This window comes from Streptomyces similanensis (assembly GCF_039543625.1).
GTDB lineage: Bacteria > Actinomycetota > Actinomycetes > Streptomycetales > Streptomycetaceae > Streptomyces > Streptomyces similanensis.
Map to the genome: position 1 here is coordinate 20001 of NZ_BAABKC010000122.1, position 19685 is coordinate 39685.

General features: G+C 69.8%; 17 protein-coding genes and 3 pseudogenes. 5 read left to right on the forward strand and 15 right to left on the reverse strand.

Annotated elements, in window-relative coordinates:
• Window positions 1-100 precede the first annotated feature (100 nt).
• The 4 genes and pseudogenes from ABEB07_RS33640 to ABEB07_RS33655 all read right to left on the reverse strand — a co-directional run bounded on the left by ABEB07_RS33640 (window position 101) and on the right by ABEB07_RS33655 (window position 3455).
• Window positions 101-1015, reverse strand: coding sequence for a replication-relaxation family protein (locus ABEB07_RS33640; protein ID WP_345671814.1), 915 nt, complete (start codon window positions 1013-1015; stop codon window positions 101-103).
• A pseudogene (locus tag ABEB07_RS33645) lies at window positions 1006-2724 on the reverse strand (type IV secretory system conjugative DNA transfer family protein); the annotation flags it as partial. The pseudogene ABEB07_RS33645 and the gene ABEB07_RS33640, both read right to left, overlap by 10 nt.
• Window positions 2725-2727: 3 nt before the next feature.
• Window positions 2728-2958, reverse strand: a pseudogene (locus tag ABEB07_RS33650) (hypothetical protein); the annotation flags it as partial.
• Window positions 2955-3455 (reverse strand): conjugal transfer protein, encoded by a 501-nt coding sequence (locus tag ABEB07_RS33655; protein ID WP_345671815.1) that lies wholly within the window; start codon window positions 3453-3455, stop codon window positions 2955-2957. The pseudogene ABEB07_RS33650 and the gene ABEB07_RS33655, both read right to left, overlap by 4 nt.
• Window positions 3456-4579: 1124 nt before the next feature.
• Here ABEB07_RS33655 and ABEB07_RS33660 point away from each other — a divergent pair.
• From ABEB07_RS33660 to ABEB07_RS33670, 3 genes are read left to right on the forward strand one after another with little or no spacing between them, the layout of a single operon-like run.
• Window positions 4580-5536, forward strand: coding sequence for a hypothetical protein (locus tag ABEB07_RS33660; RefSeq protein WP_345671816.1), 957 nt, complete (start codon window positions 4580-4582; stop codon window positions 5534-5536).
• The gene (locus tag ABEB07_RS33665) at window positions 5476-6012 is read left to right on the forward strand and encodes a hypothetical protein (protein ID WP_345671817.1); all 537 of its coding nucleotides are present in this window, start codon (window positions 5476-5478) and stop codon (window positions 6010-6012) included. The genes ABEB07_RS33660 and ABEB07_RS33665 overlap by 61 nt, the downstream gene beginning before the upstream one ends.
• Window positions 6009-7460 (forward strand): hypothetical protein, encoded by a 1452-nt coding sequence (locus ABEB07_RS33670; RefSeq protein ID WP_345671818.1) that lies wholly within the window; start codon window positions 6009-6011, stop codon window positions 7458-7460. Before ABEB07_RS33665 ends, ABEB07_RS33670 begins: the two co-directional genes overlap by 4 nt.
• A 288-nt stretch (window positions 7461-7748) precedes the next feature.
• Here ABEB07_RS33670 and ABEB07_RS33675 read toward each other — a convergent pair whose 3' ends face one another.
• Window positions 7749-8798, reverse strand: coding sequence for a DNA cytosine methyltransferase (locus ABEB07_RS33675; protein WP_345671819.1), 1050 nt, complete (start codon window positions 8796-8798; stop codon window positions 7749-7751).
• A gap of 24 nt (window positions 8799-8822) precedes the next feature.
• Between ABEB07_RS33675 and ABEB07_RS33680 the strand changes: the two genes are divergently transcribed.
• The gene (locus tag ABEB07_RS33680; RefSeq protein WP_345671820.1) at window positions 8823-8981 is read left to right on the forward strand and encodes a hypothetical protein; all 159 of its coding nucleotides are present in this window, start codon (window positions 8823-8825) and stop codon (window positions 8979-8981) included.
• 15 nt (window positions 8982-8996) lie between these two features.
• Here the strand turns inward: ABEB07_RS33680 and ABEB07_RS33685 are convergent, their stop codons facing one another.
• The 10 genes from ABEB07_RS33685 to ABEB07_RS33730 all read right to left on the reverse strand — a co-directional run bounded on the left by ABEB07_RS33685 (window position 8997) and on the right by ABEB07_RS33730 (window position 18099).
• Complete coding sequence (locus ABEB07_RS33685) at window positions 8997-10091, reverse strand: phosphoadenosine phosphosulfate reductase (protein ID WP_345671821.1); 1095 nt, start codon at window positions 10089-10091, stop codon at window positions 8997-8999.
• Window positions 10092-10361: 270 nt separating this feature from the next.
• On the reverse strand, window positions 10362-10622 hold the full coding sequence (locus ABEB07_RS33690; RefSeq protein WP_345671822.1) for a hypothetical protein: 261 nt from the start codon (window positions 10620-10622) through the stop codon (window positions 10362-10364).
• Complete coding sequence (locus ABEB07_RS33695; protein WP_345671824.1) at window positions 10619-11578, reverse strand: hypothetical protein; 960 nt, start codon at window positions 11576-11578, stop codon at window positions 10619-10621. The genes ABEB07_RS33690 and ABEB07_RS33695 overlap by 4 nt, the downstream gene beginning before the upstream one ends.
• A gap of 255 nt (window positions 11579-11833) precedes the next feature.
• Window positions 11834-12739: a hypothetical protein gene (locus ABEB07_RS33700; RefSeq protein ID WP_345671825.1), complete on the reverse strand. Its 906-nt coding sequence runs from the start codon at window positions 12737-12739 to the stop codon at window positions 11834-11836.
• 36 nt (window positions 12740-12775) lie between these two features.
• The gene (locus ABEB07_RS33705) at window positions 12776-13015 is read right to left on the reverse strand and encodes a hypothetical protein (RefSeq protein WP_345671827.1); all 240 of its coding nucleotides are present in this window, start codon (window positions 13013-13015) and stop codon (window positions 12776-12778) included.
• A complete protein-coding gene (locus tag ABEB07_RS33710; RefSeq protein WP_345671829.1) occupies window positions 13012-13551 on the reverse strand; it encodes a hypothetical protein in 540 nt (179 codons plus the stop codon). The genes ABEB07_RS33705 and ABEB07_RS33710 overlap by 4 nt, the downstream gene beginning before the upstream one ends.
• A 341-nt stretch (window positions 13552-13892) precedes the next feature.
• On the reverse strand, window positions 13893-14969 hold the full coding sequence (locus ABEB07_RS33715; RefSeq protein ID WP_345671830.1) for a hypothetical protein: 1077 nt from the start codon (window positions 14967-14969) through the stop codon (window positions 13893-13895).
• Window positions 14970-15098: 129 nt separating this feature from the next.
• Complete coding sequence (locus tag ABEB07_RS33720; RefSeq protein ID WP_345671831.1) at window positions 15099-16646, reverse strand: hypothetical protein; 1548 nt, start codon at window positions 16644-16646, stop codon at window positions 15099-15101.
• Complete coding sequence (locus tag ABEB07_RS33725) at window positions 16643-16978, reverse strand: helix-turn-helix domain-containing protein (RefSeq protein ID WP_345671832.1); 336 nt, start codon at window positions 16976-16978, stop codon at window positions 16643-16645. Before ABEB07_RS33725 ends, ABEB07_RS33720 begins: the two co-directional genes overlap by 4 nt.
• On the reverse strand, window positions 16975-18099 hold the full coding sequence (locus ABEB07_RS33730) for a tyrosine-type recombinase/integrase (RefSeq protein ID WP_345671833.1): 1125 nt from the start codon (window positions 18097-18099) through the stop codon (window positions 16975-16977). The genes ABEB07_RS33725 and ABEB07_RS33730 overlap by 4 nt, the downstream gene beginning before the upstream one ends.
• A gap of 403 nt (window positions 18100-18502) precedes the next feature.
• On the opposite strand from ABEB07_RS33730, the pseudogene ABEB07_RS33735 reads away from it, so the two are divergent.
• Window positions 18503-19496 (forward strand): annotated as a pseudogene (locus tag ABEB07_RS33735) (tyrosine-type recombinase/integrase).
• Window positions 19497-19685: the final 189 nt, after the last annotated feature.

The window sequence follows — 19685 nt, forward strand, 5'->3', positions numbered from 1 at the left end:
CTGTGCAGCAGTAAATTACTCGTTCGCGTGAGCAAGGCTCAAGTGGTTTCCGGAGCAGTTGCAAGGCTGCGACATTTGGCCGCCCGCGACTGATGCGGTGTCACAGCTCGGTCCAGGAGCGGGGCTTGCCGCCAGCCAACGGCTCCCACACGTCATCGGTGGCCCCGTGCTCTTCGATGTCCTCGAGGACGGCTGCTCCCAGCGGCACCTCGCGGGCCATCTCAGCCACGAGCGGGTGGTGGGCGACCATGGCCCTGAGGTCGCTGATCCGGTTGTCCATCGCCTGCCGTCCGGCGCCGGTCAGCACGAAGAGAATGCGAGGGAACACCGGGTACCAGCGCAGCCAGCCGGGCCCGCCCGCCTGTCGGCGCCGGCCGACGGGCTGCGGCTCGTACGCCCACAGACGGGCGTACTCGATCAGTTTCGCGGCCAGCCGCTCGGCGCCCATGGTGGCGCGGTCGACCTCGACGAACGCCCTCAGTTTCCGCCGTTGCTGGCCGTCGATGAGGGTGTAGTGCATGACCGCGTCGGCGACGACCTTCTCTCCGTCACCGATCGCGTGGAACACCTCGGGGGTCCAGTCCAGGTGTCCGTGCTCGTCGCCGCGGCGGCGGGCATCGGCGACGAAGGTCAGGTGCGTGCGCAGGACGGTCAGGGTGTGGGGGGTCTTCAGCGAGGCGGCCGTCGCTGTGGTGATCGGATACGGCGGGCGGCCCCGCAGCGCCGGCCAGTCCCGGGTGAGGCGGGCACCCTTCGGCGTGAGGTACCAGACCCGGGTGCGGTGGGACTGCGGCAGCACGGCGAAGTCGACCAGGCGCTCGTCGAGCAGATCGTTCAGCCGCTCCGAGACCGACTGGCGGGAGCGGTCGGGGCGCAGCAGGACGTGCAGCTGGCCGGTGGAGGCCATGCGGTGCTGAGCGAGGGTGGCCAGGAGCTGGTGCGCGAGGGGCTCCGCGGGGCTGGGCGTGAAGCCCGCCGCCGTACGGTCGTTGGGCTGGGCAGCGGTCATTTCCATTCGTTTTCCTTCGACAGGTGGACAGCGGCGCCGGCGGGGTAGTGCGCGGCGAGGAATGCGGTGACGCGGCCGAGCTGCTGCGCGGCGCGGTCGGTGAGCTGGTCCAGGGGGAGGGCTCCGGCGTTGGCCTGGGCGGCCCGCTCCAGCGCGGGGACTTCCCGCGGGCCGGCCTGGGCGGCGAAGAGGTCGTCGAGATGGGGACCGCGCAGCTGGATGGGTCCGATGCGCCGACCGTGGACGTTCATGGAGACGTAGTGCTCGAACCGGTCCATGGTGGCGACCCGGTCGGGGCTGGGGTTGTCGCCCCACTCGGCGGTGATCGGTGCCACTGCCGACTTCGACCCGGCGGTGGTGGCCAGCGTGGACGCGTTCTGCACCAGGGACAGCCGCACTGCGGCCGGGAGGCGGGCCAGCAGCTGGGTCATGCCGTGGATGTGGCACCGGTACTTGCGCAGATCCTCGAACATCGCGGCGATGGTCTCCGGGGCCGCGCCCGTCAGCGTGATCAGCTCGTCGAAGTACGGGCGGAACGGCACCCGCTTCTCCTCGGGCGTGTCCCGCCTAGAGCGGGCGGCCCGCAGCAGATCGCGGGCGAGCAGCGCGGTCAGGAGCCGGTCGGTGGGCCCGTTGCCGCCCGGGCACACCCACACGATCATCTTGGAGTCCATCGCCGCCCGGATGTTGTAGACACCGACGGGCTGGCCGAGGAACGCGCGGGTGACCGGGTTGGCGGCCAGCCGGGCGATCGGGTTGAGGACCACGGCGAACGCGTCGGGCGGAAGGGTCGGGAACACCGACTGCCACCAGGAGCGGGTCTCCTCGTCCAGTCGGCCCGCCACCGTCGCGAGGGCTGCCTTGCGGAACGCGGTGTCGGTGAGCAGGGCCCGTACGTGGAAGATCGTTGCCTGGTCCTCGGGCTGGCCAGCCTGGCAGGCCGCCTCGTTGACGGCGACCAGGACGGTGAGGGCGGCGGTGAGGATGGTGAGCGCACGCGGCGCGGTCGCGTCGTCCCAGGCCAGTGCGGAGGCGTAGGCGTCGGCGATTGCCTCGACGACCTCGTGCGCCGTCTGGCCCTGGTGCATGGCGAGCGGATTCCACGAACTCACCCGCGAGTTGGGGCCCAGACCGTTGAGGTCGACCAGTGCGATCCGCGGCATCAGGGTGTCGTGCGCCAGGAACGGCAGGGCGCGCGGCCAGGAGCCGCGGTGCGGGTCGACGAAGATCAGCCCGCCGCCCGCGTGCGCCCATCCGATCGCCTGGGCCAGGGCGCGTTCGGTCTTGCCGCCGCCAGTCTTGCCGACCCCGACCTCGAACAAAGTCTCCTCGGCGTAGGTGGCGACCAGCCGCTCCCGGCCGTCCGGGCCCCGGTAGATGCCCTGCAGCAGCAACTCGGACTCGCCGAAGGCGAAGGTCGGCAGGTCACCGGCGAGCACCGGCAGGCGGCAGTTCGCGGTGGGCGGCTTGAGCAGCCCGGTCAGCTCATCCAGCCGGACCCAGTTCGCGCGGGGCGGCTGGCAGTGCCCCTGATTCCAGCGGCGCTCGAAGCCGTGCCGGGTGGGCCAGTGGTCGGCGCCGAACCGCCACGGGCCCAGCCGCCAGCCGCGCATGGCCCACCGGGAGCGGCCGCCGAACACATCGAACGCGGCCTGGAGCTGGGCGAGCCTCGCCTGGACGCGGCCCGCGGTGTTCGAGGCGCACATCACCAGCAGCGTGAACATGTTCGCCAGCTCGTTGCGCGAGTTGTACAGACCGAGCGCGAACACCATCAGCAGCAGGGCTCCGATCCCCGCTTTGAGGCTGAACTTCTGGATCATGATGACGACGACGAGGCAGATCAGACCAGCCTGGAGCCCCTTGGTCGCCCACTCCTTGAACATGTTGATCCACGAGTTGCCAAGATCGTCCAGCTGCCCGGCGAGCATCAGGCTGTGCACGGTGTTCATCGGGCACCCCCGTCCTGAGCAGTCCCGGACGCCAGCGCGGCGACTTCCCACCGGCCCGAGCGGGCCTTGAGCGTGCGCTCGTGCGCCAGTGGCCACCGGCCGGTCGCGTCGCGGGCTTCCACCGAGGCGAGGACCCGCACCCTCGTGCCGTCCGCCAGTACCTGCTCGGCGGCCGCGGCCTCGTCGACGGCGGACACCTGCTGGACGGCAACAGCCGTGTAGGGGGCCGGGGAGACGGCGGTGAGGTTCACACCGGGCGCGAGGTAGCGGTCGACCTCGCCGGCACCCGTCAGATAGGCGGTGAGGAATTCTCCGACCGCGGACGACAGACCACCCTCCGGGACGGTCACGGTGTACGACGACTTCGGAACCTCGGCCCGGGCCGGGCCGGCCACCACGCCGGGCGCACCGGGCACCGTGAACGAGGAGCCCGTGCTGTCGAAGGCCACCGGCACGGCGTAGTACCGCACCGATCCGTTGCCGTATTGCGCAGCCACCGCCACCGACCACGCGCCGGTGCCGCGCTGCGCACTGCGGACTGAGGCGCCGATTGCGCATCGGCGGCCGGGTCGGGCAGTTCGACGTCCGGCGCCATCGACTGCGCAAGCCGTGCCTGCGCACTCATCTCGTCGTTCGCGTCGCTGCGCAGCCACGCGCTGATGAACACTTGCGCATAGCCGCCCGGGTCGGTGACGGCCGTCGCGGTGCGCACTGCGGTGGGCTTGGTCGCGGGGGCCGCCGCGACCGTGGTCGGGGTGGAGGCGACGGCGACGCACAGGGCGATGGGGCCGGCCGCGATGACGGTCCAGACCGCCACGCGTGAGAGGCGTACGCGGCGGCGCATCGCCTCCAGCCGGGCGCCGGCCGCCATCGGAGCAGCGGCCTCGCTCGGTGAGGCCTGCTTGCCAGGGGACATGGTCAAATTCCCAGGTCAGAATGGATGTTGCTGACCTCGAGAAAACCCGTCGACCCCGATCCGACCACCGACCATGAACCCCCAACCATGGTCACGATGGGGACACGAAGTCCATGGTCGGGGTCATGGTCGGCCCGACCATGACCCCGACCACGGGTCAGCCTGGAGCCGACGGCAGGCCATCGCGTCCGGCGCGGTTCCCCGGACCGGCGACCGCTGTGCGATCACCTGCCGCCCGGCTGCAGGGCCCGGACCCCGATGCCGAGACGGACGCCGGCCGGGCCGCGACAGACACCTGCGCAGTGCGCCAGACGGATCTGCGCAAGAGAAGATCAGGAAGCCCGGCCGGCTTGCGCAGTGGCCCCAGCACAACTCGACTGCGCAGGATCCCCAGGCCGGTTGCGCAGCCCGATTGCGCAACGCCCGTCCACGGCTGCGCAGTCGGCTGCGCAATTGCTGAGCGTCCGGGTTGAAGGTGCGTGGTCGGCCCGACCATGAGCCCGACCATGGCAGCTAGACGGCTCCGTTGCCGGATCGTGATCGATGGTCGGGGCTCGTGGCCGTCAGCGTGGTCGGGGTCGGCGGGTGAGCTGACGACATGGAACACACGCACGCCCGCGCACCCGGGTCAGCCGACCGCCCTACCTCGACGGGCCCGGTGCGCTGCCTTGGCCACCACGCGCGGCCCGCTTCAGGGGCACGGCGGTGAGCCGCTTCGGGGCAGGCGTCCGGCGGGGGGTGATGGCGGCCGACCAGTTCACCCAGATCGCCAACGGGCTGTTCCGCGACAGCCGGCTTTCCTACAAAGCGAAGGGAATCTTCGGGTACGTCAGCACACACCGGGACGGCTGGCAGGTCACCCTCGCCCACCTCGTTGCCGTCGGGCCCGACGGGCGGGAGGCGGTCCGGGCCGGTCTGAAGGAACTGGAACGGTATGGCTACCTCATCCGCGAACGCCTGCGGCGCCCGAACGGAACGCTCGGCGAAGTCGTCTACTCGATCACCGACCGCCCTGTCACCCTCGACGTCGCCCTGCTGGAAGCCACGTCCACCCTCGCGATCGAAGACGAACACGACGTCGGCTTCGGAGCGGGGATCCGGCGGGGGGTGATGGCGGCCGACCAGTTCACCCAGATCGCCAACGGCCTCTTCCGCGACCCGAAGCTGTCCTTCAAAGCGAAGGGAATCTTCGGGTACGTCAGCACACACCGGGACGGCTGGCAGGTCACGGTGGCCGAACTGGTGCGCCGCGGTCGCGAAGGCGTCGACGCGGTCGCCACCGGACTTCACCAGCTGGAGCGGCACGGATTCCTCTACCGCACCCGCGAGCGGAACCCCGACGGCACGCTCGGCCAGGCGCTGTACTTCATCACCGACCTGCCCGGCTTGCAAACCCCAGGTCGCAACCAGAGTCGGGTTTTCCAAGATTGGCTGAGCCTACGTTGGCTGATCCCGGCACTAAGAACACCAAGAGAAAGAAGGCCAACAAGCAGAACACCAGACCCCTCCGTCCGTGCGGCGGCGAACCGTCGCGAACACCTGGACGGACGGGCCAGCCAATCATGCCGACTTCTCCGCCAGCCGCGCCCGTGGCGGATGAGATGCACCCGGGGATCCTGCTGCTGCTCGAACTCGGGGCGGCTCGCCCCGAGCTGCTGCTGACTGGGCAGGCGCTGACCGATCAAGGCCGCGTCGTGACGGTGATGCTGGAGTCCGGCTGGAGCCGCGAGCAGCTGTGGCACGTCATCGCTGCCCGGCCCCTGCCGCATCCGGTGCGGACTACGGTCGGCGCGATCATCGCCGCCCGCCTGCGCGCTGCCCAGGCCTACCCGCCGCCCGCCATCGCGGCCGACCGCCACGACACACCCGCCTGGGACGTCCCGCCGCCGCAGTCGACCAGCTCTGCCGCCGCGCGGTCGGTGAGCGAGGCCCTCACCTATCGGGCCCTCGTGGAATGCGTCGGCTGCGGCGTTCCCGGAACGGCCCCCGGCGAGGACCTCTGCCCGGCCTGCCTCGGTTGGCCGCCGTGCCGCACCTGCCCAGGCCCCACCCCCCGGCGAGCCCACCCCGACGGTGACGGCCGCTGCACCACGTGCGCCTCCGCTTTGACCGACCAACCGGAAGGAAGCAGCCCGTGACCGACACGCTCCACACCCGGCCGCCGACCGCGGCGCACCACGCGCGTCCCTTCACCGGAGATCCGGGGCAGTGGGAGAAGGAACACTCCCACGCCCTGCGGACCGGCCACGTCCGCGACAGTACCTGCACGGCCGTGTGCGAACTCGTGCTCGTCCACGAACGCACCCCCTGGGGCTGGATCGCGTGGACCGTCCCCGGTGACGGCCTCCCGCCCGAGACTCCCCACCAGATCGGGGTGCTCACCCCGGCCGCCACCCGTACCCAGCGGCTGGCCCTGCGCTGGCTGACCAGGCGGCCCGCCCAGCGCATCACCCTGGACCCCGTCCCCGGATTCCTGCGGCTCTCCGCCGCCGCGGTCGCCCTCCTCAGCCTGATCGTCGGCCTTTTCGCTATCGGCTACGGCGTCCCCGTCGACATCGCCCTCCCGGCGATGCTGCTCGCTCCGATACTCGCCGAGCACCTCACCGGCCGACTCGACGCTCGGGCCCGTGAACACGTGCGCAGCGTCGAAGGCGAAGATGCCGTCCGCTACATGCACCGCCTCGCCGCCCTGCACACCTCGCTCGTCCGGGCCGCCGCTGGCAGCGACCGCTACGAGCTGCGCCGCTCGGCCGAGATCGGCCAACACCTGATGTGGGACGCCGCGGACCTGCTCCAGACCCGGGACCCCCATTCGGCCTCAGCCGACCTCATCGCCCGCGAACGGCTGATGCTCCAACTCGCCGACCAGGTTGCCCAACTCCTGAAGCGCACCACCGCCCAGGACGGTACAGCTGGCACGGACCAGACCCGCGAACCTGAGCGGCCCTTGGGCCCCTACCCGCCCGGCGTCCGGCCGCCAACTCACCCGACGCCTCAGCACACGCCTGGCACATCACCGCTGAAGGGAACCCTCGTCATGACCCAGCCCGAACCCACTCCGGCTGTCCGCACCCCCGGCGTCTATCTGCTCTTCGCGCACGAGCCGTACTACCCCGGCCCCGGCACCCAGGAGATCAACACCACAGTGGTGGCGGCCGACACCCTGCTCCACCCGCAGGCCCTCCAGCCCGACGGCGCCCGCATCCACGACCTTCTCACCCAGGGGCGCCAGCCGGGCGAGATCATTCCGCTCGCCACCCTCACCCACGAACTGAACGGCGGCGCCGACTGGCCGACCGTCGGCGACTGGGAGCGCGTCACCATCGACCTGCTGCAGCTCGTCCAATCCGGGGACTGCGATGCCCTCAGCCTCGGCCTGCCCGAGATCGCGCGAGCCCTCGTCTGCATCGGTCCGGACAGCCAGGTGCGCGCCTTCGACGCCGCAGCCGACGAGTTCATCGTCTACGGGGCCGCCGAGCGGGCCGCCGTGCTGGCCGAGGTCGATGTGTTCCTCGCCGGCCTCGTGGCCGAACAAGACCTTTGGCCCGGCGACGGACTGTTCGCCCCGCTCGCCCGACGCGTATGAGCGGGCCAGGGACCAAGGCGGTACGGCGCCGACACCAGCAGCTCAGTCAAGGGGAGCACGGATGCTGATCGGATTCGAAGGACGGGCGGTGTGGGCGGACCTCCGGCGCCTGCTCCACCGACTTGCGCAACGAGTCCGTTGCCGCTGGCGGTCCGTACGTTGACCGTTGCCGCTCCGTACGGCACACGGACTGGCCGGCACACACAGACTGGAGCCCCAGGACTCGCCTTGGGCTCCGCGCTCTCTCGTGCCTGCCTGAATGGCCGGCTCACTTCGGCCGACCTGCCGTCACGACGGCAGGACCTTCAGTGTCTCCTGTGCTGCCCAGGTGGCGACGGTGACTGGCACGGCGTCGCCGACCTGGAGCTTCTGGTCGCCCTCGCTACCGGCGAAGACGTGGTGTGAGGGGAAGCCTTGGGCACGGGCGTTCTCCACGACGGTCAGGGGCCGGTACTCGCACTCGTCGATGTCCAAGTTCGCGGCGGGGCGCGCGAGATAGTGGTGGGCGCCGCCCTGCGCGGTGACGGTTCCGATCGGCTCGTTGAGCGGGGTTGGCCGACCGTGGTTGCGGCGGGTGACGATGAACGGCTTGCCGCCGAATTTCCTGTGTCCTTTCTCGACCTGGGCGCGGGCCGCGGCCGAGTACGCCTCGAACTCTTTGCGGTCCTGTCGACCGTCGCCGAACCGGTGGCCTCGCACGTCCATGTCGAGGACCTCGCCGATGCCGCGCATGACCGGCTCCACGCGCATATGGCAGCGCGGTGTCGGGCACACGTAGTAGTACGACTGCTTCGCCGTGGATGGGCGCCCGGATACGGGCTTGCGGCGCAGGTACCCGCCGATGCGGCGGCCGCGTTTGACACCGGGCCAATGCTGAGTGCCCTTGACCAGGCCGCACGACGGGCAAAGCGCATCCGGCCTGGGCCGAAGGTCTGGCACCACGCCGAGGTCTTTGCGGACCAGCACCCACACGAGCCGGTCGCGGTACTGCGGGACCTGGCCGAGGACCCCGTCCGGCGTATCGACGCCGATGTGCGCGGAGTTCACGCAGGCGATCGTCGGGTGGTAGCCGTGGGGCCCGAGGGCGTCCCACACGCGCAACCAGGCGTCGAACATCCTCGGATTGTTGGTGAAGAAACCCGGCACGTTCTCACCGACGTAGGCCAGCGGTCCGTGGACGTCGGCGTAGCGGATCGGCTCCCACGCCGTCATCCGGGTCTGCTCCCACCGGCTCGGCTTGGCCACCTTGCCCTCGCCGACATCGAACTCTTCCTGGACGCGGGCCTTGGAGTTGCCGCCTGCAGGGGTGGCTTCCCGGCAGATCGGCGAGCCGACCAAGCGGTCGCGTAGGGAAGGGTGCGCATGTCGATCGTCTGGATCGCGGCCTCGCGCACGTACAGGCCCGGGACGTTGGCGCGCGCGGTGGCGACGGCGGCCGGGTTGTGGTTGGCGCCGAAGCGCGGGGCGTATCCGGCGTTCATGAAGCCGCGGCCGTCGCCCCAGCCTCCGCTGAACAAGTGACCAGAGGTGTACACGTCACGCCTCCTGGTCCGCGGCGGCGGTGGGGTTCCCTGCTGCGCAGCCGTCGCAGCTGCCGGGCAGGGCGTCCGCCGAGGTGCCGGGGCGGATGTAGCGAGCCCGCTTGGCGGGCTTCTTCAGCGCGGCCTCGACGGCGTTCTCCAGGGCGTCGAACTCGGGTCCTTCGTCCTCGATGACCACCCCCGGATCGGGTGCTCCCGGCCGGGCGGCCCGCTCGATCAACTCGGCCATGCTGGTGTTGGGGTTGAAGGGGACGCCCCGCACCCGTTCGACGAGGGCGTACAGCTCCGCCAGCCGCGGCCGGCGCTTCACGGCGAGCAGCAGGTCCCGCTGGGAGGCGAGGACGCACAGCGAGCAGGAGCAACGGCTGGATCCCTGCCAAGCGCCCGCGCCCGGGTGGGAGTCGTAGCACCACTGGTGAGGAAGACCCTGCTCGTCCGTCCAGTCCTTGACCTCCTGGGTGGTCACCTGATGGGCGGGAGACCACTCGTGGACGCCCCGGGCCGTGTTGTCCGTCGTTGTACGGAACGCAGGCCGCTTCTTGCGATCCGGGCTCTCATCCGCCCTGATCCCCAGGACGTTCGCGCAGACCACCGGACGGCCAAGCTGCTTCTTGCGGGCCCGGACCATGGAGCTGAAGGCACCATAGATGAGGCCGGTCTTCCAGTCGCTGCGGCAGGGGAGCACACCCTTCCACGGCCAGTCACCGCGCTCGGCGATGTACGTCAACAGGTCGTACGGGACGCGCTCGCCCTCCAGATCACGAGCCCGCCGGACCTCGATGTGCCGCTCGGGAGGCACGCCCAGGGCCCGGCTGTGAAGGGCTGCCAGTTCGCTGCTGCCGGGGTAGCGGACGCCGCCGACCGTGACGGCGGGCCACTCCAACGGACCGAGACTGGCATGGATGGTGTAGACCCGATCCTCGACGCCAGCGGCGCGCGCAGCGTCCAGAGCCAGAGCGGCGGCGCGGGGGCCGTCCTTCCCGCCCGAGAGATTGAGGATGTAGATGTCGACCTCGTCCGGGACGAGGGAGGTCATGGGGTCGGTTCCCTCTTCGGTGGTGAACAGACCGAGCTGCAGGCTGCTGCTCATGCGCGACGTCTCCTGGTGAGCTGAGTTGGTGACCTGTCGGCCGGGCGTTGCCGCGCCTGGCCCACAGAGACTTCCGAGAGTGGTGACCGCTTCAGGTTGCCGCTTGAAAATTAAAATCAATTATACGCTCTTTTTCCGTCTTGGCAACCCTGCTCACAGCTGTGGCCCCCGGCGGACCGGGGGCCACAGGCAGGCGTTGCGCGGCACGCGAGGCGGCGCTACCTGTGGTGGTAGTCGGTGGTCGGCGGCACGCGTTCTCGCGCGCGGCGATCACACAGCGGGCAGGAGGTCAGGCGCGTCGTCTACGCCGAGGAGCAGGATGTGGTGGCCGACGGCCTCGGTCACGCCGTCGGTGACCCGCTCGACGTCCAGGCGCATCCGGATGCGGCCGGCGCCTTCGCCGTTGGCCGCAAGATCGTGTTCCAGTTCGTCGTCGAGGCGGTCCACGGCGGTCTCGGCCGCGGCGTAGTCGGCCAGGTCGCGCGCGAGGAGCCGGCGGGTGGTGGTGTCGCGGAGCTGGTAGCTGGTCATCGGGACTCGTCCTTCGGCATGGGGTGATCAGTCGTCGAGTCGGCGATCCTTCGCGCCGCGTTCACCGCGCGCGACCAGACGTCGGGGCTGCCGCCGTGCTCGCGGGCGAGGGATGCGGCGAGTCCACGGATGTCACCGCGCTCGCGCAGGGCGGCCAGGGCGACGGCCGCCCGCCGGTCGGCTTCCGAGCGGGCCGGCGCGGCCGCGGGCCGGTGCTCGAGGGCGTTGCGTACGACGTACTCCCAAGACCTCTGCGGTCCCCCGTACTGCACGCTGAGCTCCGCGGCCAGCCCCGGGTGGTAGCCGTCGCGGTCGATCGCCTCGGTGGCGTACTGCTCGGCGAGCTGCGTGGCCGTGAGCGGCTCACCGCCGGCGTGGGCGCTCAGCTCGGCCGCGAGGGCCTCCTCGAGGGCGGAGGGCCGGCCGACGGCCGCGTCGGCCTGGGGCCCAGGGCGGCGGCCGGCCTTGCCGAGCTTGTCCCCGGTGCGCTTCTTGTCGAAGTCCTGCAGGTCGCCGACGCGGAAACCGGGGATCATGCGGCCGGTCGGGCCCTCGACCGGCTCGGCGAGGGGCTTCGGGAAGTAGTCGGGGTTGTCCTTCAGGTACTTGCGGATGGCCGAGGCTCCGTTGAAGCCCAGCCACTTGGCAGCCGTGTTGATGGAGACGACATCCTCCGGGTCGGCCTGGTACAGCTCGGGGTCGGCCTTGAGGACCTTGCTCGCCTTCTCCTGCTGGAACCAGGTGTAGAAGTCGCGGAACTGCTGCTCGTCGTAGAAGTCGGTCCCGTCGATGCGCTCCTTCTCCGGGTGACGGTGCTCCTCCGGCTGCTCGAGGCGCACCTTGTACCAGCGGGCCGCGGTGCCGACGCTGGCGCCGGTGAACTCGCGGATCCAGTCGCGGTTGACCACGGCACGGTCGCCGACGACGCGACGCTGCGGGTTCAGGGCCTTGGACATCATTGCATTCTCCGGTTCGGATCGCGGCCCTATACTGAGGGCCTGCTCCTCTTTGTTCCTCCGGCGCTCACGCGCCGGTGGGCGAGTCGAGTTGGTGAAGGTGGTCGGCGGGACGTTCGGTCGGGGTTGCCGCCCTGGGCCGACACCCTCGCGAGAGGGTGCCTTCCGCCGCCCACCGCTTTTGCCGCTAGTTTCGCGTAATCAATATGACGCTCTTGGTGGGTGGCTGTCAATCTCGCCGGCACCCAGAGCACGTCACAGCCGGCTGCGGCGGTGTGCGGCCCACTCCCGTTCGAAGTGCGGCATCTTCTTGTCCCGGACCTGGAACGGAGCGGTGACCATCAGCTCTTCCACGGTCGGAAGGGCCGGTCCGCGCTGTTGGACCCAGGCCCGCACCCGCCCGTAGCGCTCGTCGACCTCGACTGGGACGCCGCGCCGCTCCGAGACGCTCTGCAGCCTGCGGCCGAGAGCGGCTGCCCGGCCCACGTCGACCCGTTCCACCGAGCGCATCGCCCGCCCGCGCCGGGGCGGGTCCGCCTTCGCGACGGGCAGGATCCGCCGCACGTGGTACAGCGCCCACGGGCAGGCGAGCTCCTCCTCGAACGCGGCGAGCACGGGCCGGTCGGCGGCCCGGTCGGGGTCGAACTGCTCCAGCAGACTGCGCCGGCCGAACAGCTTCGCCTGCGGGTTGAGGCTGACGGAGGTGTACTCCAGGCGCAGCGCCCGTCCGGCGATGTCCGGATGGGCGCGCATCCGGTCCAGATGCGCTTCCATGGCCCCCATCGACACCGGGAAACAGCAGAAGCTGCAGTAACTCTTCTCCCACCGCACCCCGAACCGCTCGTACAGGAACGCTTCGCACCGCTCGCGCCCCCACCCCCAAGCGATCAAGGGATACACGCCCTGGCGCAGCGGGTTCTTGCTTGCGGCCTCGTCCCGGCGGCTGCGGCTGACCTCGTCGGCGTTGAACCCCATCACCTGCCTGAACGGCCGGTCGCCGATCTCCTGGGCGATCAGCGCGTCACCGACCTCGCCCTTGGCATGCAAGCTGCAGAGCCGAATGCCGCCCTGCTGGGGAACGGTGCCGTTGGACTCGTACTCGTCCCACAGCGCCCCGGGCCCGCGCTCGATGATCCGCGCGGGCTGGCGGGAGTCGTCCATGACCGCGATCTCCAACGCGCGGCTGGCCCGGGCGACTTAAACGAGCCGGACCCGGTGCTCGCGCAGGAGCGGCAGCACGTACTGAGAGGCGTGGGCGCGGGTGGCCGGCCACTCGTCCCCGGTGAGCTCGTGCAGCACCATGGTGCGGGCCAGATCGACTCCGTGGGCGGACGGGTCCTCCAGCATCTTCACCAGGTACGCGGTCGAGTCGACGCCCAGGCCCCAGTTGATGACCAGCTCGACATCCTGGCCGCCGGTGCGGGACACGGCGTTCATGCGGCCGCACCCCCTTGGTCGGCCTTCGGGGACGGGTAGGAGGTGGAGGTGAGCCGGCGCCCGGTGCGCGGCCCGATGTAGGCCGCGTACTTGTGGTTGCCGCCGTGGGACACGACCCGCGCGCCGACGGCCTGCAGGGCCTCCTCCAGCCACTCCCGGCCGGACTCGCCCTCGCCACGGTGGCGGGCGCCGAGGGCGACCAGGCGCCGCTCGACTCCGCCGCGGCCGCGCTCGCCGTTGCGGACCTTGGACATCGCGCGGTCGTGGAGGACCGATCCGTCGGGCAGCATGGTCAGGCGCCGCGGGTGCGTCTTGCCCAGGTAGTCCATCCCCTTGGCCTGGTAGATCGTCCCGTAGTGACCGGGAAAGATCAGCTCGGGGCCATGGGCGGTGAGGCGCGTCCTGGGCTCGGGGGCGCTGTGCGCGACGACCCCACGCACGCCTCGGGCGGCCGCCAGGCGAAAGGCGCACGCCTGCGGCCACGTCTCCGCGTTCGCCGGTACCTCGTCCAGCAGCACCAGCCGGTTCAGCTCCAAGCTCTCCTCGTACGGCTCCTTCTGCGCACCGTCAGAAGAGGGAACACCAGGTCACTTTGGGTGTGACCAGTGAGTCAATGCGTTGAGCGACTGAGGCTCTGAGTGTTTGGCTGACGACTGAGCGAGGCTTGGGTTAGGGAACGGGGGTTCGATACTGGTGGGCTCGCGTATTCGACTGTCGTCAGTTCCATGCGTATACCACCGTGCTGGTGACCGTGTGTGATCTCCGGCTTTCAGCTTCACGTTCTGCCGAGACACAGGTTCGGCTAGTGGATGGCTCCGGGCAACGACCCGCCTGGTGTTCGTCGTGAGCCGAAGGAAGGAGTGTCAGCCTCGGAGCCTCATAGGCCGAGTTCTGTCCGCAGAGCGGGCAACTCGTCCCTCCGGCGCTGGTCCCAGTACCAGAGACCGTCCTCCGGATCCGTCACTGTCAACCCGGTCAGCCACACTGGCTTGTTCCGAAGCGAACAGTGCTCCAGCATCTGACCGTCTGCGTGCAGTTGCCCGTCCGCCCCGACGGTGACGGTGTGCCGTGCACCGGCGGCGTCCACCACGCTGTAGGGGTAGCCGGCCTGGATGTCACGGACAATCTGCTGGCCGGGCTCGGTGAAGTCCCACATGGTGGGCTGGGGGCCGGTGTAGCCGTAATACAGCACCGTGCCGTTGACGGTGAGGCGGTACTGGATCTCCCGGCCAGGTCCGGCTGGCGGCCCGTTCTGGGCAAGCTGAAGCGCTCTCGCCGCCATCTCCCTCCGGTTGAGGTGGTCAGGGTGGCGCCGCTCGTAGTCACTGAGGGCGACCATAGGGCCTGCCAGCGGGAAGTACGACAGCGCACCGGTCCCTGGCTCGCGCCGAGCGAGGGAAGGATCACAGCGCTGGAAGAAGGCAAACGCTTCGAGAAGCGTCTCAACCACGCGGTGGCCGCCGACCGCGTCGCGGTACGCGGCGTGGCTGCTCGGCTTGGTGCCCGTGCTGGTCCGGATGATGTGGGGAAGCGACGTGTATGGCTGCCAAACGGGTACGACCCTCCAGCAGACGTCCCCGAGTGCAATTTCGGGGTGGACGTCGAGAGCAGCGGGCAGATGCACGTCGGCGTTGCGGGGCAGGACCAGCCCGCGCACAACCCGCCCCTGGGGATCAGTGTCCTGCAGGTCCAGGTACTGTTGCTGATCAGCAGGGCACTGGCCGTTCCTGATGACTTCGAGGTCTAGGGTGCGTATCGCCGCGAGTGCGGGCGCGATGTCCAAGGCGAGGCGCTCAGAGTCCGGTTGTGGCCCCTTACACAGGGATGTGTCGAAGGAACGGCAGGTCTCCCACACACGCTTGGTGTACAGGGCTAAACCGTGCATTTTCTGGCGGCCCTTGGAGTGGCGGTCGGTATCGGCGACCGGAAACAGGCCGTTGGCGGTCTGCGGCACGAAGAGATCCCCTAGACAGTGGCTCCGCTGGGAGACGAAGAGAGTAAGGCTATCGACCTTCAGTGCCGCTATGCGACGGAATTTCATGGGTCCAGGTGTGTCCGACTCAGGGGCCGCTCTACGGGGCCCCTATTGGACCGTGTCGCCGGTTCCCCGAGGAACCCAGCCCGCTGGTGACCTTGCGTGATCTCCTGGGGCGTATCGGCTCCATGTTCCGCAGGTCTCGTTGCGGAGGCGGCTGGTGGTCTTGTCGTGGTAATCGAGAGCATCTGCGACGACGGGTGCGGGAAGTTCGAGGAGTTGCTGCCGGATGGCGGCGCCGCGGGCGGCGGCGATCGGGATTCCGACCTTGTTCAGGAGCGCGGACAGGTGGTTAGGGCCGAGCGGTTGGCCGGTCCGGCGGCCGGGGAAGAGCCAGCGGGACGCCGGGTTGGTGGCGGTGTTCATGTTGCCGCGGTTCGTGATGTGCTCCAGCAGCAGGGCGGCGACCGGCGCGGGAACGGGCGAGGGCGGCTCGCCCAGTCGTAGCAGCACGGCATCGCCGTCGCGGATGACGTCGTTGAGGGTGAGCCGGACGACGCGGCTCAGCGGCTGTGCGTAAAGGAGAACGATGACTCCGGCAACGCGGAGTCGCATCGGTATCTCCGTATCGGTCAGAAGACTTCCCAGGGCCGCGAGGCGTTCGTCTTCGCTCAGCGCGGGCCGACAGGAGATCTTCATTGCGGGGATGGCCAGGGAACGTCGGCAGTGACGGCCCTGCATGGCCCAGTTGAGGAAGCCTCTCAGGCGGGTGCGGGCGTGCTCGGCGTTCTCGGCGAACCAGGCGTCGATGTCGACCTGGCCACATGACGCGAGGGTGGTGTTCCGCTCGCCGAGCCATTGCAGGAAGGCGGTCGCGTACTTGATCTGTTCGCTGGCGAAGCGTCGGATGCTGGGTGTGATGTGGCTCCGCTCGGCGCAGGCCCGCAGCCCGGGAAGGACGTGCCAGGTCGCGAAGAGCCTGATCGTCTTGGTGTGCTCGGGTTCGGCGATGTCGGCCAGGTGGCCGGGGAGCCAGCGCTGGAAGGAACAGAGGTGCTTGTCGACCGCAGGCAGGACTCCGCAGGCCATGAGGAGTTCTTCCAGATGGGAGGCCGCCCGCCAGGGCTGGAGTTCGTGGAAGGCATCGTGGGTGAGCGGGATCTCGCCCAAGCCGAGCCGGCGAAGCAACTGTGAAGCGTTTCCCAGCTGCCTGCGGCGCATGTCCAGCCATGCCAGTCCGCTCCCGGGCTTGTCCATCGTCACCAGCAAATCGAACAGCGGGACCAGTGCGGGACGGACGCGGCCGGTGCCGTCGTCGAGAAGCGCGGTGAGCCGGTCGGTGAGCGTGCAGCGTTCGCAGAGCCGACCGCGCAGGAGCTTGCCCTCGAAGCCGCAGCGTGAGCAGTCGAAGGTCTGGGAGAAGCCGGCGCAGGTGGTGCAGATCGCAGCCCCGTCACCAGGACGGAGCCCAGGAAGGGCCCGGTCCTGGCCGCATCCCGGGCAGGTGCCCCGTGTCCGGACGGCTCGGTCCGAACAGGTGCGGCAGACGTATCCGTCCGGCCAGGTGCCGGCCTTGTGCCTGCGGAGACCGCATCGGCAGCAATCGGCCATGAACCAGCGTTCGTACTGTTCGTCGGTGGCGTAGGGGCGGGTCATGCGTCGGGCAGGATGCGGGCCGCGCGGGGGCGGAGCTTGGCGACGTTCGAAGGCGGGTTGGGGAGGTCGCCGGTGGCGGTCTTGCGGACGCCGGCGTTCTCGGCGGTGGTGGCCACCAGGTCGGCCGGTGTGCAGGACAGGATGTCGCAGAGCGCGGCCATGACCTGCAACGACAGGCGTTCGGGGGTGCCGGAGACCAGGCGGTGCACCTGGGAGGCGGATAGGTCGATGCCGCGTTCGCGCAGCAGCGGAACCAGGTCGGTGGCCGTGAAGATCTGGTGCTGGGCCATGACCTCGCGCAGCCGCCAGGTGTAGCCGACCTTGCGTTTCATGCTTGCCTCCCGGTCTGGGTCTGGAGGGCGGCGGCGATGGTGGAGTCCAGATGCCGCCGCAGGGTGCGGGTGCGGAAGTCCGAGGACACGCAGGTGTAGAGCGAGGTGGTACTGGCGTGTTCGTGGCCGACTTGCTCCTGGACGAAGCGAGGGTCCCAGCCGTCCTCGATCAGGTGGGTGACGTAGGACCTGCGGAAAGAGTGGAAGTCGAGCCCGTCATCCAGGCCGAGGGCCTTGCGATAGGCAATGAAGCGGGAGTTGAGCCGCTGGCAGCCGATGCGCAGGCCCCGCTCGGAGGGCCAGGCAGCCGGGTTGTTGTCGGTGCCGAACAGCGGGCGGACCTCGGTGAACCACTCGTCCAGGACGTCCGGGGTCCAGTCAAAGACGGTCAGAACCCCGCGGCGTTTGGGCGGCGAGCCCTTCTTGGCCTTGCCGAACCGGACCTGGCAGCGGCCGTACTCGCCGAACTCGCCGCCGTGCGGGTTGCGGCCGAAGTCGGCGGCGTCGAGCATCCGCGTCTTGTTGCGCCGCGTTCCGAAGGCGTAGGCGGTCTTGAACAGCGTCGCGTCGCGGAAGGCGGGCAGCCAGCCCTTGCGGCCGAAGGCCCGGATGCGGGCGACCTCGTCGTCGCAGTGCGCGAAGAAGGCGTGCAGCTCGGCCTTAGTGAACGCGCGCTTCTTGGGGTCCGCCTCGTTGTCCTGGACGTGCACCGCGGTGTTCCACTCGTGCACCACCTGAACCGGGTGGGTCCCGAACCGCTCCTCACAGGTGGCCGTCCACTCATAGAGCGGATCGGTGATGAAATGGCAGAACGCCCGCACGGCCTCCGAGTACGAGCGGATCGTGGAGCGCTTCAGGTCCCGCAGTGAACGCAGGTCACCGAGCCATTCGTCGACCATCGCTGGCGTCCAGAGCCAGGGATAGGTGTTCACGTAGGCCGCGAGCGCCTTGACTGTGTTCTCCCGGCCCTCCACCGTAGTCCGGGCCAGATTCCGCGCGAGCTGCTGGTTGGCGAACCCAGTCAGCATCGCCGTGAAGACCTGTTCCTCGGGCCGCAGCAAGGCGACCCCGTCGACCAGGTGCAGCCTCGCCGCCCCCGGTATCGACCCGTTGAACCCCACCGATTCACCACCCTCCGTGACTCGCATTGGATGCGAGAAAACCGCATCTTATGCGAGTCGCTGGAGAAGTCCGAGGTCGGCCCCCTACGTGGACCACGATGAGGTCCGAGACGCGGGTATCGTCACCACCGGAGACCACGCTCAAGTCCGCAGGTCCGCAGGGCGATTGCCCTTGCCTCTCCGGGAGATTCGCCGACTGTCGCGAGTTCGCATCTGATGCAATTGGCGGCGGTCGGAACATCCGTGCCAGATCGTGCGCTAAGCCCGGATCGCCGCTGGTGGGCACCTGACAGTCCGTCGGCACCGGGCCGCCGCGAAGCCTTTCTACAGATAACGCATCTGCGGCATCGCCGATCACGACCTGCGGCGATGTCGCCGGGCCGCTGCGCGAGGCGACCTTGTTATCTGTGGCAAGGGGAACCCGGTGTCTGGCCTGCTGCTGCCGACCGGGAAGGCGCTGGCCGTCCGGACGGCGGCCGACGCCTTCCTCGACTCGCTGACCAACCCGAACACCGTCCGGAACTACGGCATCGCCCTCGGGAAGACCACCGAGCACTTGGGCGAGGGCCGTCCGCTTGCCGCGGTCGCGGACGACGAGGTCGGCGGCGCGCTGGAACTGCTCTGGGGCGACTCGGCGGTGAACACCTGGAACGCCCGCCGCGGCGCGGTGCTGTCCTGGACGAGCTGGTGCGCCGAGCGAGGCTACCAAGGCCCGGCGGTCCCGGCCTGGGCGAAACGGATGCCGCCGCCGGACCTCCGACACCCCGGTGCGCTCGAAGATGGCGATCGACCGGCTGATCGCCCGCCGCGACGTCCACCTGCGGGAGAAAGCACTGTGGCGGATGCTCTACGAGACGTCCGCCCGCTCCGAAGAGATCCTGGACGTCAACATCGAGGAGCTGGACCTGGCCGGCCGCCGATGCCCGGTGAAGGCCAAGGGCGCCCAGCCCAAGGTCCGCCGCCGCCGCGCGAGCCGTGCCGAGTACGTGCTGGAGGCGGTGTTCTGGGACGCAGGTACCGCCCGGCTGCTGCCCCGGCTGCTCAAGGGCCGCACCCGCGGGCCGGTGTTCGTCACCCACCGCCGCCCCGGCCCCGGCAAGGTGCTCTCCGCCCGCGACGTCTGCCCGGATACCGGCCTGGCCCGCCTCTCCTACGGCCAGGCCCGTGCGCTGCTGGACCAGCACACCGCGCTGGCCGGCCCGGGTACCGGCTGGGACCTGCACGAGTACCGGCACTCCTCCCTGACCCACCTCGGTGAGCGGGGCGCGTCCGAGCTGATGCTGATGGCCAAGTCCCGGCACAAGAAGGTGGAGAACGTCCGTCGGTACTTCAAACCGTCTGCCGAGGCCATCGCCGAGGTGACCAGTCTCCTCGCGCCCGGCGACAGCGGCCGGTAACAGGCGAGTGCGACCCATGGCGATGTGTGCGAACGAACTGCCGAGCGGCCGCTGGAAGCAGGGAGCCGCCCGGCCGGCGTCCTAGGGTCGCACCCGCAGGCGGCACTGCGACTTAAACGCCTAGGCAGTTTCGTTTGGATCAGTCGGTCGTTGGTCCGGGTGTGCCGTTGACTGATGCGCAGTGGGCGC

Excerpts from the sequence above, each read along its gene's own strand:
- ABEB07_RS33680 (WP_345671820.1), top strand. The coding sequence starts at position 8,823 with ATGTCGATCGTCTGGATCGCGGCCTCGCGCACGTACAGGCCCGGGACG.
- ABEB07_RS33700 (WP_345671825.1), bottom strand. The coding sequence starts at position 12,739 with ATGGACGACTCCCGCCAGCCCGCGCGGATCATCGAGCGCGGGCCCGGG.
- ABEB07_RS33685 (WP_345671821.1), bottom strand. The coding sequence starts at position 10,091 with ATGAGCAGCAGCCTGCAGCTCGGTCTGTTCACCACCGAAGAGGGAACC.
- ABEB07_RS33665 (WP_345671817.1), top strand. The coding sequence starts at position 5,476 with ATGCACCCGGGGATCCTGCTGCTGCTCGAACTCGGGGCGGCTCGCCCC.
- ABEB07_RS33725 (WP_345671832.1), bottom strand. The coding sequence starts at position 16,978 with ATGAAACGCAAGGTCGGCTACACCTGGCGGCTGCGCGAGGTCATGGCC.
- ABEB07_RS33640 (WP_345671814.1), bottom strand. The coding sequence starts at position 1,015 with ATGGAAATGACCGCTGCCCAGCCCAACGACCGTACGGCGGCGGGCTTC.
- ABEB07_RS33695 (WP_345671824.1), bottom strand. The coding sequence starts at position 11,578 with ATGTCCAAGGCCCTGAACCCGCAGCGTCGCGTCGTCGGCGACCGTGCC.
- ABEB07_RS33705 (WP_345671827.1), bottom strand. The coding sequence starts at position 13,015 with ATGAACGCCGTGTCCCGCACCGGCGGCCAGGATGTCGAGCTGGTCATC.
- ABEB07_RS33720 (WP_345671831.1), bottom strand. The coding sequence starts at position 16,646 with ATGACCCGCCCCTACGCCACCGACGAACAGTACGAACGCTGGTTCATG.
- ABEB07_RS33690 (WP_345671822.1), bottom strand. The coding sequence starts at position 10,622 with ATGACCAGCTACCAGCTCCGCGACACCACCACCCGCCGGCTCCTCGCG.